This window comes from Polynucleobacter wuianus (assembly GCF_001659725.1).
Classification (GTDB): Bacteria; Pseudomonadota; Gammaproteobacteria; order Burkholderiales; family Burkholderiaceae; genus Polynucleobacter; species Polynucleobacter wuianus.
The window spans coordinates 1,542,390-1,554,655 of the sequence record NZ_CP015922.1 but is presented as its reverse complement, the minus strand read 5'-3'; the positions used below and the strand labels follow the sequence as shown (position 1 = coordinate 1,554,655).

Genomic DNA, 12,266 nt, shown 5'->3' with positions numbered 1-12,266 from the left:
TATGTGGCTTTCTATTCTTGCAATCTTCTTTGGCGCTGGTCTTGGTGCCCTATTAAGAGCGGGCTTTAACGTTCTGACGGTAAGCGCTGCCTCCATCATTCCGCTGGGCACTTTGATCTCGAATATGGTGGGCGGTTACCTAGTTGGTCTAGCCGTTGCTTTCTTTGGTAATAATCCGCAGCTTTCGCCAGAGTGGCGACTCTTGGTGGTAACTGGTTTTTTAGGTGGCCTGACTACCTTCTCTAGCTTCTCTGCTGAAGTCGTTGCCTTCATTCAGCGTGGAGAATTTACTTGGGCTCTGGGAACGGCAATGCTGCATTTAGTTGGTTCACTGCTGTTAACCTTTTTGGGTATCTTGACGTATCAAGCCCTGAAATAAAAAAGTGAGCTATTAAGCCCCCCTTTTTATTTATCAAACTCATTACTCTGGTTTGATATTAGCCGTTTTCACAACTGCACTCCATTTGGCTGATTCTGATTTAATCAACGCAGCAAATTCCGCAGGACTGCCGCCACCAATTTCATTTCCTTGAGATAGCATGAGCTCTCGTAATTGAGGATCTTTCAAAGCCTCATTTGCTGCAGCATTGAGCTTATCAATGATGGCCTTTGGAGTTCCCTTGGGTGCAATCAGGCCTTGCCAATTGAGTACTTCAACCTTTGGGTAGCCTGCTTCAGCAAAAGTGGGGATGTTAGGCAGTAGAGGAGAGCGCTTCTTGCTAGTAATGGCAATTGGACGAAGCTTCTCAGCCTTAATTGAGGGCATGGCTGAATACATTTGATCAAACATCATGGTGACGTTACCCGCCATCAAATCCGTTAAGCCAGCCGAGCCACTCTTATATGGCACGTGAATCATATCGATACCAGCATTTTGCTCAAAGATTTCTGCAGACAGTTGGTGGCTACCACCAATCCCGCCAGAAGAAAAGGTGAGTACGCCAGGCTTCGCTTTAGCAGCTGCAACAATATCCTGTACTGTTTTATAGGGTGAGTTTGGGTTAACTACTAAAACTAAAGGACCTTTTTCGATTAACACGATTGGTGTGATATCGGTTTCAGGGTCGTAACGTAAATTACCAAATAAAGTTTTATTGACAGCCATTGGAGCAAAGTTCCCCATGCCGATGGTGTAACCATCGGGCGCTGCACGAGAAATAAATTCAGTGCCAATATTGCCACCAGCACCTGGTTTGTTATCAACGATGATAGGTTGCTTCAGAATGACGCTCATCTTCTGTGCAATTTGACGGCTACGGGAATCTGCGCCACCACCGGCACCATAAGGAACAACAAAATTGATAGGCTTGTTAGGGTAGTTAGATTGAGCCTGCGCAGTCCCAATATTGAGAAGGCTAACTAAGCCCAATGCGGTGAGAAAGAAATGGGTGATCTTCATTTTGATCCTTTTTAGATGATGCCTAGTAAGCCTAATGCGGCCCCAATCACTATTAAATACAAAGGGTGCCAACGTGTAAAGAAGGTAATCGCAATCGTCGCGATCGTCAATATATAAGCAGCGACACTATGGTTAATTTGTAAAGAAATTTGCCAGGCAGAAGAGAGAACCAAGCCAATCGCAAGAGCGGCAGCTGCGTATTGAATTGATTTCTTTTTTAGCGGATCCTCAATACCCATAATGAGGCGTTGTAAGTAAAAAATCAAAATGGAAGAAGGCCAGGCGATTGCAAATGTGGCAACGAGGGCGCCAATCACTCCATCAACATGCCAGCCCAATAGGGTAACGGTCATGAAATTAGGACCTGGTGCCGCTTGTGCAATGGCAAAATAGTCAGAGAAGGTCTGAACATCAATCCAATGTTCTTGGGTTACTGCTAAGTTGAATAGAACTGGGAGTAGTGCATTCACGCCACCGAATGCGATCAAGGAGAAAGCAGAGAGCTTGAGAAAGAGGCTAAGAAGCATGCTCATTCTGAGTGGGCTTTCTTCCAGGCTAAGACCAAGGCTAATGGTGAAGAGATTAGGACGACCCAACCTAAACCAAGATGGAAATAGCTCGCAGCTAGTATGGTGACGATGACAACAATGAACATTGCTGGATAACGAAACTCATCCTTGAGCATTTTGAAACCCGTAGATGCAATCAGGCCTACACCTACTGCAGATATTCCACGGAGCACTCCTTTAACTGAGTCCAAATAGCTGTAGTGCTCGTATAAAACCGCTAACAACATCACAATAGAAATTGGTCCCAAGGTGAGACCTAGTACCGCAGCAAGTGCACCTCTAGCGCCACCAAAACGAGAGCCAATACAAACTGCGAGATTCACGATATTAGGTCCTGGAACAATTTGGCAGATACCTAGGATGGCGCTAAATTCCTCAGAGGTCAAAATCTTGTCGCGCTCTACCAGGGTTCTTCTGGCCCAAGGAAGGACCCCGCCGAACCCGGACATGCCAATTTTGCTAAAGCTAATAAAGAGTTCGAGCGGCGTGAGTGTTTTCAAGATTACTGTGGCTTAAATGGGTGAGGCAATGGCTTGTTGTCCAACCATGCTTCTAAAGTTTCGGTAATGCCCTTGGAGAAGCTAGCAAAGATCGGTTCTGCAATAAATCCTAAATGGGGTGTAACCAACAGATTCGGTGTGTTGCGTAAAGGATCATTTGCTGGAAGAGGTTCAATATCAAATACATCGACAGCTGCTTGACCTGGCTTGCCTGCAATCAACGCTTTTTGTAGATCAGCCATATTGATCAGGGCTGCACGTGAAGTGTTTACCAGGATTGAGTCAGGGCGCATCAAAGCCAATTGATCGGCACTAATCAATCCTTTGGTTCCAGGTCCTGCTACCAGATGCATGGATACCACCTTAGATGTTGATAGCAATTCATCAAGACTGACTGCTTTAGCATTCTCCGCAGCAGCACGCTCTGGAGTCATACGAGGACTCCAAGCAACGACTTCCATTCCAAATGCAGCGCCAACTCGTGCTACGCGACTACCAATTGCGCCCAGGCCCATGATGCCTAAGCGTTCGCCTGAGAGCATGGGGAGAACGGAAAGGTGATCACGCCATCCGCCTGATGCAATCAATTTATTTTCTTCAATCAGACGTTTCGATGCGCCAAGAATGAGAGCCCAAGTTAATTCTGCTGTAGTTTCCTTTGATGGACCGCCAGGTGAGCAGGCAATGGGAATGTTACGAGCTACCAATGCTGCCGCATCGAGAGTGCCATTACGTTCACCTGTAAACATCAAAAATTTCAGCTTCGGTAAGCGTGCAATCATGGCTTCATTGAATGGAGAGCGATCACGCACGATTGCAATTGCATCTGCATCTTTCACTGCTTCATAAAGTGCCTCATCACGCAGTGGCTCATGGTGAAAGGTGAGATTTGCTTGCTTCTCAAGTTTTTCCCAATTGGAGAAGCGACGCAGAGCACGCTCGTAGTCTCCAAGGATGACGATATTTGGTAATGAAGCCATTAATCAATACTCTCTTTAAATTTAGTCGGGTGTGCAAAGGTTCAAGATCTGCTTGAGATCAGAGGCTTGGCCTAATTTCCATAGAGCGGAAATTAGTTGACGAGTTTTCTCTTTGCCAATAATCGGTTCTGCCAAGCTAGTGAATTTCTGTTCCAAATTGGCATCGCTCATTGGGTTTTCTACAGAACCAATCGCATTCTTCACAAAAATATGTACTTCTTTACCGTCTTTTAGGATGGCTTTAACGTCAACTGAAGCTTCACTAATAGAGGTATCGGTAGTGGCGTTCACCTTAGCGCGCAATGCCACAACATCGGGACGGTTCACGATGTCATCCGCATACTCGCCTTCACCAGCTTGACCAAAGATGAGTCCAACAGCACAACCATGGTAGACGCTAAATTTGCCCTCAAGACCATCCTTAGGGGTTTTCTTGCCAGTAAGCTCTAGAACGAGTGGGTGAACGCGCAATTCGATACGCTCTACGTCCTCAGCCTTGACGCCCTGTGCGCGTAACTGTGCGCATGCATCAATCGCAGGGTGAATCACGATGCCACAAGCAAATGGTTTATAGGTATTTAAAGAGATCTCAAATGATTTACCCAGGGCGCGATCAATTTCTGTCCAGTCATTCTTGGTAGAAACAGTTTGCATATAACCGCGACCTGCTTCAAGTGCTTTAGGGCTGGCTGTGAAACCATGTTTTGCTAGTAACGCAGAGAGTTGACCAGCACGTGCAGCACCACCTGGATGAAAGGGCTTAGTCATCGTGCCAAATTGCTCGCGCATGCCAACTGGCTGTGAAGCGGCAATACCGAGTGCCATAGTTGTTTTTTGAAGATCAAGACCCATTAAGCGTGAACAAGCCGCAGCAGAGCCCAACATGCCGGTTGAGCCGGTGATATGCCAACCGCGATGGTAGTGGTCAGGGTACATAGCATTGCCAACACGGCATGCAACATCGATACCTAAAACTAAGGAGTCAATAATTTGGCGACCATTGGCATTGGTGTGTTCGCCCAAAGCCAAGATTGCTGAAGCGACTGGGCCCGCAGGATGAATCACCGTCTTTAAGTGAGTGTCATCAAAGTCAAAAGTATGGGAACTAATGCCATTAATCAGAGCAGCGCCACCCATATCAACTTTATCTTTACGTCCGAGGATGCTGGCTTGCGGCGCTGGCTGAAATTCACGAATAGCGGCTAATGAAGACTCAACGCTTTCATGGTTAGCTGCACCAATTGCGCAGCCAAGCCAGTTTAAAAAAGTGCGATGCGCTTCGTGATCCACTTCTGGTGTCCAGCCTTGGCTGGGATGTGAGGTGACAAACTCTGCCAGAATCTTTGTAACTGGTGGCGCATTTAAATCGGCTGCTGCAGCGATAGCGTGAGACATGTTATTTCCTATGATTGATATGAATGATGGGGAATGTAAGAGATAAATTTATTCAAGTTCAATGTGACGATCTTTGGCAACTTTAGCCCAGCGTGCAATATCTTCTTTGATGTAATTTGAGAATTGGTTTGGAGACATTGGCATTAAGGTCATTGCTTCGCTTGTCATCTTTTCTGAGAAGTCATGTAAGGCCAGCACTTTATTCAGCTCAGTATTCAGTTTGCTAACAATGGCCGGTGGTAGATTTGCAGGTCCAACAATTCCATACCATTGCTGACCATCAAAACCGCTAAAGCCCAACTCTTTAAAGGTAGGGATATTGGGGGCGGCTGAACTGCGCTTAGCGCCAGTAACTGCTAGGCCCCGCACGCGATTTGTATCAATATAGGGTAGGGCTGCAAATAGAGTTGGCAACATCGCCTGCGTTTGTCCAGCTAGAAGGTCTGTGTAGGCAGGTCCGACGCCACGATAAGGTACGTGCACCATGAAGATGCCAGCGGCAAGCTTCAGTTGCTCCATTCCGAGGTGAGTTAATGTTCCTGGTCCAGCTGATCCATAACTTAATTTGGCTGGATTCTTTTTTGCGTAGTCCACAAACTCTTTAAAATTTTTAATCGGCAACTCAGGGTTGATGATTAAGACATTAGGAGTTGCGCCAATCATGCCGATGGGAGTGAAATCTTTGATCGCATCATAAGGAAGTCGACGAACTGCTGGATTGGTGCCATGAGTGCCAACATACGCAACCATCAGGGTATAGCCATCAGCGGGCGCTTTTGCAGTTGCTTGTGAGGCGATGGCGCCACCGCCGCCACCCATGTTTTCAACGATAACTGGCTGACCAAGTGAGCGGGATAGTTTCTCGGCAACAGCGCGAGCAATATTATCTAAGCCACCGCCCGCGGCAACAGGTGCAATAAGTTTGATCGGCTTAGTGGGGTAAGCAGGAGTTTGAGCATGAGCGCTCAGGCTAGTTGCTAGCCCAATTAAGGCAAACAGAAAAGATAAAAAAATCGGCTTTTGCCGATAAATAGTATTAGACATGTCTCAAGTCCGAATTATTGTTATGTATTGGTGTGCTGCAATTAAAGTACCACTGTTTGTTAATTTTACTATTTATGCTAGATGTTAGGCGCCTACTTAGCCAGTTTTGAGCTTTTTCCGAATAGACCGCTCAACGGGGATGGAATCGAGGTTTGGCTCAAGAGCTTCACGCTCATCAAAGACAAAGCAACTCCCTTGATAGTGGGCAGAGCCAACCTCTTCAAAGTACTTGAGAATGCCACCCTCCAGTTGATAACTATGCTCCATACCGATTTCGCGCATGTATAAGCCAGATTTTTCACAACGAATCCCGCCTGTGCAAAAGCTAACAAGTGTTTTATCTGCCAACTCTTCTTTATGTGCTGAGATGGCAGCAGGAAACTCAGTGAACTTTTCAATGTTAAAGTGCAGAGCGTTTTCAAAAGTCCCATAGTCCACTTCAAATGCGTTGCGAGTGTCAACCATTACTACTGGCCGACCAAGATCATCAGTCCCTCGATCCAGCCATTCTTGTAATTTTTTTGGTGAAATGAAATTTGCACGCCCCTTTTCTGGCTGAATAGCGGGGTGATTCATCCGAATAATTTCATTCTTCAGTTTGATGAGCATTTTCTTGAATGGCTGCTCGTCTGACCAACTCTCTTTAGCTTGAAGAAGTGCGAAGCGAGGATCGGTCTGTAGCCAATCTAAAAATCCACGTAAGGCATCGGCTTTGCCAGCAAGAAACATATTGATGCCTTCTCCGGTGAGCAAAATAGTGCCCTTGAGCTCCCGATTCTGGCATTGGTCGAGCATTTTGGCGCGCAGCTCTGGCAGGCCATCAAGGCTGACAAATAGATAGGCGGCAATATTCAAAATCGACTTCATGTTTTCTCTCTTCAAGCTACCCCAGCATTATCGAGCAAATGAGGCTCGGGGGTGGTAATCTTGAGGTCTTATTTATAGGAGACAAATCCATGCTAGATCTAGCAAAAACGGCCAAAAGAGCCCTATTACTGGCCTTATTGACCCTAGGAGCAGGTAACCTTGCGTTAGCGCAAACGGCGGGAGCGGGCACATGGCCTACTCAAAAACCGATTCGATTTATTGCGGTTTTTCCACCTGGCGGATCTGTTGACCAAGTTGCTCGTATTTTGGCGCCCGCTTTGCAGGCTGAGTTAAAGCAAAACGTGATTGTTGAAAATATCGGCGGAGCTTCTGGAGTGATTGGTACTTCTGCGATGACTCGTTCTGATCCAGATGGCTATACCTTTGCGGTGGTCTTTGATACACATGGCGTTAATCCAAGTCTCAAAGAAAAACTCCCTTACGACACTATTAAAGATATTTCACCAATTATTTTGGTGGGCACGTCGCCAATGGTTTTGGTAGCGAGTAAAAATTCAGGAATCACGAGTTTTAAACAACTAGTAGATCAATCCAAGGCGGGTAAGAAATTTAGCTATGGCTCAATTGGTATTGGTAGCCTAGGCCACTTAGCTATGGCGCGCTTAGCCAAGCAAGCAGGATTTGATTGGAACCATATTCCTTATCGTGGCGGTGGTCCTTTAATGCAAGATGTTTTGGGTGGCCAAGTCGAGCTTGCAGTTGGTTCAGAGTTTTTAGTAAAGCCGCATATCGATAACAAGGGCGTGATTCCTTTGGTTATTACTACTGCCAAGAGATCCCCTTCATTGCCTAATGTGCCAACGATTTCTGAGAGCGGTTTCCCAGGATTTAGCGCGCCTGCATGGTGGGCAGTATTGGCTCCAGGCAAGACACCACCTGCGATTGTGGATGCAATGAATAAGGCTTTGAACAAGGTATTGAAAAATCCAGCAGTTGCTGAGAAGTTTAAATCTCAAGGAATTGAAATCGTTGGCGGCTCTACTGAAACTGCCCGTGAGTTTATTGGCAAGCAGATTGGTATCTGGGGTAAGTTTGTTATCGAAAACAACATCAAAGAAACAGGTCAATAGAAAGTATTTATGTCTGAACGTTTAATTCCTTACCAGCCAATGGATTTGGCTGAGCCAGCTGAGCTGGTGGCTGCAATTCGTAAACGTCGCGGCGGTCAATTTATTAACTTAGATCGGATGTTGTTGCATAGCGTACCGATTGCTGAAGGTTGGAATCACTTTGTTGGTGAAATTCGCAACAATCTTTCTCTTGACCCCAAGCTGCGTGAACTAGCGATGTGCGGCGTTGCCGTGTTAAATGGTGCCGAATATGAATTCTTCCACCATGCGCCACCATTTAAAAAGGCGGGCGGCACTGAGGAACAGGTTCAAGCATTGCGCTTAATTGGGCAAGCCGGTTTTCCAAGGAATTTATTTTCTCAGGTGGAGAATGATGCGGCAGATTTGACTTTCCAAATGACTCGCAATATCAAGGTGGACCCTGAGCTCATGAAGCGTTTACAAAAAGCATTAGGCAGCACAGATACTGTTGAGTTAGTGACTGTAATTGCGGCATACAACATGGTGTCTCGCTTCTTAATTGCCTTGGACGTCAATCCTGAAGATCATCCTCCGGCCTAATTGAATCTAAAAACACATTGATGATTCGCAATATTCAAACCATTATTCCTGGCATTGCGACATCAGATGGTGCGGGTGTCAAGTTGCGCCGCAGTCTAGGTGGTCAGCAGCAGGTGAGGTTAGATCCTTTCCTGATGCTCGATGAGTTTTCATCGAATGATCCAAATGATTATGTTGCAGGATTTCCAGCGCATCCCCATCGTGGCTTTGAGACTGTGACTTATATGATTGAGGGTCACATGTTGCATGAAGATCATTTAGGTAATCAAGGGCATCTGAAGACTGGTGGCGTGCAGTGGATGACGGCAGGGCGCGGAATCATTCATTCGGAAATGCCACAACAGGTTAGCGGTGCAATGCGCGGTTTTCAACTGTGGATTAATTTACCAGCAAAAGAGAAGATGAAGCCCGCTGGCTATAAAGACATTCAGGTTGAAGATATTCCGAAGACGTCTTTAGTTAATGGCGGAACGGTAAAGGTCATTGCTGGCTCCTATGAGCATCTAGGAAGCAGTATTCAAGGCCCCATTCAAGGTATTACTACAGCCCCATTATTTTTGGATGTGCATTTACCTGCTAATGCAGAATTTGAGCATCGCATTCCTAAAGAACTCAATGCATTTGTATACATCTATGAAGGTGACTTAGGGATTGGTGGCCCAATGCGCGCTGTACCTCGGCAGGCTGCGATTGTTCTTGGTGATGGTGATTTGTTAAAGGCAAAAGCAGGCACCGAAGGCGCACAGTTCATCTTACTAGCAGCCTTGCCATTGCAAGAGCCTGTTGTGCAATATGGCCCCTTTGTGATGAATACCCGAGCTGAAATTGAACAGGCAATTGACGATTATCAAAATAATCGTTTTGTGGTCCCCTGATGATCGAATGGGATGAGGGCGGGCAAACTTGTACCGCAAAATGGCATTCCGAGAACGGAATTGCGCCGCATAAAAAAATTCAGATTGGTGACGATACCCTAACAGCTGATATCGCTTACCGTTTGGCATGTGAGGGTGCGGCTATTCTTTATCGTGGTGACTTTCAAAACGCTCGCCAATTGCTGCAAGCATTGGTGAGGAGAGTGGATAAGCCTTCTAAGAAATCAACTAGAGCCGATAGAGTTGCAAAAGAGAAAACAAAAACTCCTTTAGACACTTTTAATTTGCATCGTTTATCTCAGTCACAGCGCGCCCGCATTTTAGGGATGCTACTGATCCAAGTAAATGCAGATCACACTATTTCCCTAAGACGCGCTCCAGATGTTGCTCAGGCCTGTGTTGAGGCATATGGGAAAAAAAGTGAATCCTATGTCATCTCGTTACGTGAATTACTTGGTGTCATCAGTGCTCATGAATGGCGTAAGAAGGGTGTGCCCATTTTGGTAAGAGATGACGAAGAGATTCGGATTCATCCTCACTATGGCGTGTTCTCACCTATCCGTGGCGAATATATTGAGCTTGTGCTGAAGGCGCCACTTCCCGGTGCGCTCAAACAAAGTTCTATAGCATTTGATATCGGCATTGGTACGGGTGTCCTATCTATAGTGCTCGCGATGCGAGAAATCAAAAAGATTATTGGAACTGATCAGGATGATCGTGCGATTACTTGTGCAAAAGACAATATTGAGAAACTAAACTTGGGGTCTCACATTCAGATTCAGAAAGCCAATTTATTTCCGGAGGGCAGGGCTGCGCTTGTTGTCTGCAACCCACCTTGGTTGCCGGCAAGACCAAGCTCATCTTTAGAGCATGCTGTCTATGACCCAGATAGTCAGATGCTCAAAGGCTTTCTCAATAATTTAAAAGAACACTTGTTGCCTGAGGGTGAGGGCTGGTTAATTTTGTCGGACTTAGCTGAGCACTTAGGTTTGCGTACTAGAGAGGATTTACTCTCTTGGATTGAGTCTGCAGGACTGAAAGTGATTGCTCGATTAGATACCAAGCCGCAGCATCCAAAAGCTTTTGATAAAACAGATGCGCTGCATCTTGCAAGAGCGAAAGAGACCACGTCGCTTTGGCGCTTGGCTAGCAGATAAACAAAACCCCTCCAAAATTCAGAGGGGCTTGCTTTAATTGGTGGGTCGGCGGAGATCGAACTAAACCCCATTTTCTAGATCAAAAACAGTGGGTTACATATTACCGAAAAGGTACGAATTTCAAAGAGTGCCCCCAAAAATACCCCCAGATTTAATTCGTACAATTTGATTTAATTGTCTTCAGATTCTGGAAGGGTTGGCGATAGAAAAAGAACCATACGTACACCTCTTCCGCCACATACGGCAGCAGAGCCCCTAAGTATGGGGCTCTTTGTTTTTAGGGCTCCTCTACCCACCATCAAAACATTAGCTGAAATTGCAGCGATCCCTCTTTTTTAAAGGGCCGGTTAAAAATACTAGAGCTTGAGTAAAGATCTTGCCCCAGCCAATGTAATAATTAACAAAAATCTAATGAGGTACGAATGATTTTCAAAATATTAAGTAAGGGTGATCTAAACATAGCTTTACCACAGTCTTTCAATAAAGATACGATGATCGATTTCATCGAAAATTTAATTGACGGCAATAAAAACGCAAAAGGCGCTAAGATCTATTTTGACTTTTCTGCGCTTGAATTTATTGAACCAGAGGGCATAGTAACTCTCTCCAATCTCATAGAGTATTTCAAGCTACAAAGACTGAATATTTACTTTAAAAATCATAAGCATGGTAGTGGAGCCCTAAGGTTTCTTGATGATGCTGGGTTTTTCAAGTACTACCTCAAACAGAATATTTTTGAAGGCAGTAAAGTTAGAGACACTACCATCCCACTTCATATTCTTCCGGAGGAAAAGCAGCAGTCTTATCTTCTCAACACCTTAATTCCATGGATTGGAGAAAGGGCGAATATAGGCGGAGATCCGCTTGATCTAATCAGGGTTCATTTGGAAGAGATTTTTCACAACATCATCTTTCACTCTGGGGTAAAGATAGGATGTTTTTTTGCCCAACACTTTCCAAGAAAAAATCAAATTAGCATTGCCATTGCTGATTTTGGGCATGGGATTCCTGAGAACGTAAGAACTATCTACCCAAGCATGTCCGATAAGGATGCCCTAAAACAGGCCGTTGAGGAGGGGTTTACCACTCAATCAAACGTAAGAAATCGCGGCGCGGGCCTTACAATGCTTGTCAAATTTGTTGCCCAAAAGAATGATGGTGTAGTGCTAATTCACTCTGGAATGGGCTATTTATCTGCAACCATGGGCCCAAAAGCCCCAAATATAACCTCTCGATCCATTCCAAAGGGATATTATCCAGGCACTATGGTGCAGGTTTTATTACGCACTGATACAATGAAAATGACTGAAAGTAGCCTTGAAAAGGAGGAATTCCAATGGTAAATATACACATTAAAGACCTCGTCCCTTCCGCATCTAGTTATGCCGATGGAGAGGTTATTTTTAAGCTTATTTCTGAAAAAGTAGCTGCGGGAGAAGATGTTGTAGTTTCATTTAAAGAGATCCCCGCAACCCCTTCAGCATTTATAAACTCAGCCTTTGTACGCCTGCTTGAGGTAACTTCAATCCAGAATATTCAGCAACATTTGAAGATCGTGGATTCCACAAAATTTATCAACGATTTAATTAAGAGCAGATTGCTGTTTGCATCTACCAGGCACTAAAAACTACTATCAACACAAAAACCCCGCTACGGCGGGGTTTTTGTTGCCCAAAATTCCAATTTAAATATCTTTTTTGGTATCTCTATTCTCTTGGTTATGCGACATATGGAGTTTGCCATCTCTCATTTCTGCCAAGACCGATAGAATAGCCCCTAACCACGGGGCTTTGTTTTTTTTGAGGGCTTCTACCCACCAGCAAAATAC

14 protein-coding genes are annotated in these 12,266 nt (G+C 45.2%); 7 read left to right on the top strand and 7 right to left on the bottom strand.

The genetic code is table 11. From position 1 onward, the window contains the following. The first annotated feature begins 1 nt into the window (after nt 1). The gene (gene crcB, locus A8O14_RS08005; protein WP_068949028.1) at nt 2–379 is read left to right on the top strand and encodes a fluoride efflux transporter CrcB; all 378 of its coding nucleotides are present in this window, start codon (nt 2–4) and stop codon (nt 377–379) included. 42 nt (nt 380–421) lie between these two features. On the opposite strand, the gene A8O14_RS08000 is transcribed toward crcB, so the two are convergent. The 7 genes from A8O14_RS08000 to A8O14_RS07970 form a co-directional block, all read right to left on the bottom strand. Further along, entirely contained in the window at nt 422–1,399 is a 978-nt protein-coding gene (locus tag A8O14_RS08000) for a Bug family tripartite tricarboxylate transporter substrate binding protein (protein WP_068949027.1), read from the bottom strand. An 11-nt stretch (nt 1,400–1,410) separates the two neighbouring features. After that, entirely contained in the window at nt 1,411–1,932 is a 522-nt protein-coding gene (locus A8O14_RS07995; protein ID WP_068949026.1) for a chromate transporter, read from the bottom strand. Further along, the gene (locus tag A8O14_RS07990; protein WP_068949025.1) at nt 1,929–2,468 is read right to left on the bottom strand and encodes a chromate transporter; all 540 of its coding nucleotides are present in this window, start codon (nt 2,466–2,468) and stop codon (nt 1,929–1,931) included. The genes A8O14_RS07995 and A8O14_RS07990 overlap by 4 nt, the downstream gene beginning before the upstream one ends. A 2-nt stretch (nt 2,469–2,470) precedes the next feature. Further along, nucleotides 2,471–3,448 carry a D-2-hydroxyacid dehydrogenase family protein gene (locus A8O14_RS07985; RefSeq protein WP_068949024.1) on the bottom strand — a complete coding sequence of 326 codons (978 nt, stop codon included), beginning with the start codon at nt 3,446–3,448 and terminating at the stop codon, nt 2,471–2,473. Between the two features lie 21 nt (nt 3,449–3,469). Beyond that, the gene (locus A8O14_RS07980; protein ID WP_068949023.1) at nt 3,470–4,843 is read right to left on the bottom strand and encodes an MmgE/PrpD family protein; all 1,374 of its coding nucleotides are present in this window, start codon (nt 4,841–4,843) and stop codon (nt 3,470–3,472) included. Between the two features lie 48 nt (nt 4,844–4,891). Beyond that, the gene (locus A8O14_RS07975) at nt 4,892–5,887 is read right to left on the bottom strand and encodes a Bug family tripartite tricarboxylate transporter substrate binding protein (RefSeq protein ID WP_068949022.1); all 996 of its coding nucleotides are present in this window, start codon (nt 5,885–5,887) and stop codon (nt 4,892–4,894) included. A 96-nt stretch (nt 5,888–5,983) separates the two neighbouring features. Next, entirely contained in the window at nt 5,984–6,754 is a 771-nt protein-coding gene (locus tag A8O14_RS07970; protein WP_068949021.1) for a sulfurtransferase, read from the bottom strand. 89 nt (nt 6,755–6,843) lie between these two features. Here A8O14_RS07970 and A8O14_RS07965 point away from each other — a divergent pair, with 89 nt between their 5' ends. The 6 genes from A8O14_RS07965 (at nt 6,844) to A8O14_RS07940 (ending at nt 12,062) form a co-directional block, all read left to right on the top strand. Further along, the gene (locus tag A8O14_RS07965) at nt 6,844–7,845 is read left to right on the top strand and encodes a tripartite tricarboxylate transporter substrate binding protein (protein ID WP_068949020.1); all 1,002 of its coding nucleotides are present in this window, start codon (nt 6,844–6,846) and stop codon (nt 7,843–7,845) included. A 9-nt stretch (nt 7,846–7,854) separates the two neighbouring features. Continuing rightward, on the top strand, nt 7,855–8,406 hold the full coding sequence (locus A8O14_RS07960) for a carboxymuconolactone decarboxylase family protein (protein WP_068949019.1): 552 nt from the start codon (nt 7,855–7,857) through the stop codon (nt 8,404–8,406). A gap of 20 nt (nt 8,407–8,426) precedes the next feature. Beyond that, a complete protein-coding gene (locus A8O14_RS07955; protein WP_068949018.1) occupies nt 8,427–9,281 on the top strand; it encodes a pirin family protein in 855 nt (284 codons plus the stop codon). Continuing rightward, nucleotides 9,281–10,438 carry a methyltransferase gene (locus A8O14_RS07950; protein WP_068949017.1) on the top strand — a complete coding sequence of 386 codons (1,158 nt, stop codon included), beginning with the start codon at nt 9,281–9,283 and terminating at the stop codon, nt 10,436–10,438. Before A8O14_RS07955 ends, A8O14_RS07950 begins: the two co-directional genes overlap by 1 nt. 491 nt (nt 10,439–10,929) lie before the next feature. After that, the gene (locus A8O14_RS07945) at nt 10,930–11,781 is read left to right on the top strand and encodes an ATP-binding protein (RefSeq protein ID WP_228385056.1); all 852 of its coding nucleotides are present in this window, start codon (nt 10,930–10,932) and stop codon (nt 11,779–11,781) included. Continuing rightward, nucleotides 11,775–12,062 carry an STAS-like domain-containing protein gene (locus tag A8O14_RS07940; protein ID WP_068949015.1) on the top strand — a complete coding sequence of 96 codons (288 nt, stop codon included), beginning with the start codon at nt 11,775–11,777 and terminating at the stop codon, nt 12,060–12,062. The genes A8O14_RS07945 and A8O14_RS07940 overlap by 7 nt, the downstream gene beginning before the upstream one ends. Nucleotides 12,063–12,266 lie beyond the last annotated feature (204 nt).

Bases quoted from the DNA above. Each gene is read 5' to 3' on its own strand.
- crcB (WP_068949028.1), top strand. From the start codon at position 2: ATGTGGCTTTCTATTCTTGCAATCTTCTTTGGCGCTGGTCTTGGTGCC.
- A8O14_RS08000 (WP_068949027.1), bottom strand. From the start codon at position 1,399: ATGAAGATCACCCATTTCTTTCTCACCGCATTGGGCTTAGTTAGCCTT.
- A8O14_RS07995 (WP_068949026.1), bottom strand. From the start codon at position 1,932: ATGAGCATGCTTCTTAGCCTCTTTCTCAAGCTCTCTGCTTTCTCCTTG.
- A8O14_RS07985 (WP_068949024.1), bottom strand. From the start codon at position 3,448: ATGGCTTCATTACCAAATATCGTCATCCTTGGAGACTACGAGCGTGCT.
- A8O14_RS07980 (WP_068949023.1), bottom strand. From the start codon at position 4,843: ATGTCTCACGCTATCGCTGCAGCAGCCGATTTAAATGCGCCACCAGTT.
- A8O14_RS07975 (WP_068949022.1), bottom strand. From the start codon at position 5,887: ATGTCTAATACTATTTATCGGCAAAAGCCGATTTTTTTATCTTTTCTG.
- A8O14_RS07970 (WP_068949021.1), bottom strand. From the start codon at position 6,754: ATGAAGTCGATTTTGAATATTGCCGCCTATCTATTTGTCAGCCTTGAT.
- A8O14_RS07965 (WP_068949020.1), top strand. From the start codon at position 6,844: ATGCTAGATCTAGCAAAAACGGCCAAAAGAGCCCTATTACTGGCCTTA.
- A8O14_RS07960 (WP_068949019.1), top strand. From the start codon at position 7,855: ATGTCTGAACGTTTAATTCCTTACCAGCCAATGGATTTGGCTGAGCCA.
- A8O14_RS07955 (WP_068949018.1), top strand. From the start codon at position 8,427: ATGATTCGCAATATTCAAACCATTATTCCTGGCATTGCGACATCAGAT.
- A8O14_RS07950 (WP_068949017.1), top strand. From the start codon at position 9,281: ATGATCGAATGGGATGAGGGCGGGCAAACTTGTACCGCAAAATGGCAT.
- A8O14_RS07945 (WP_228385056.1), top strand. From the start codon at position 10,930: ATGATCGATTTCATCGAAAATTTAATTGACGGCAATAAAAACGCAAAA.
- A8O14_RS07940 (WP_068949015.1), top strand. From the start codon at position 11,775: ATGGTAAATATACACATTAAAGACCTCGTCCCTTCCGCATCTAGTTAT.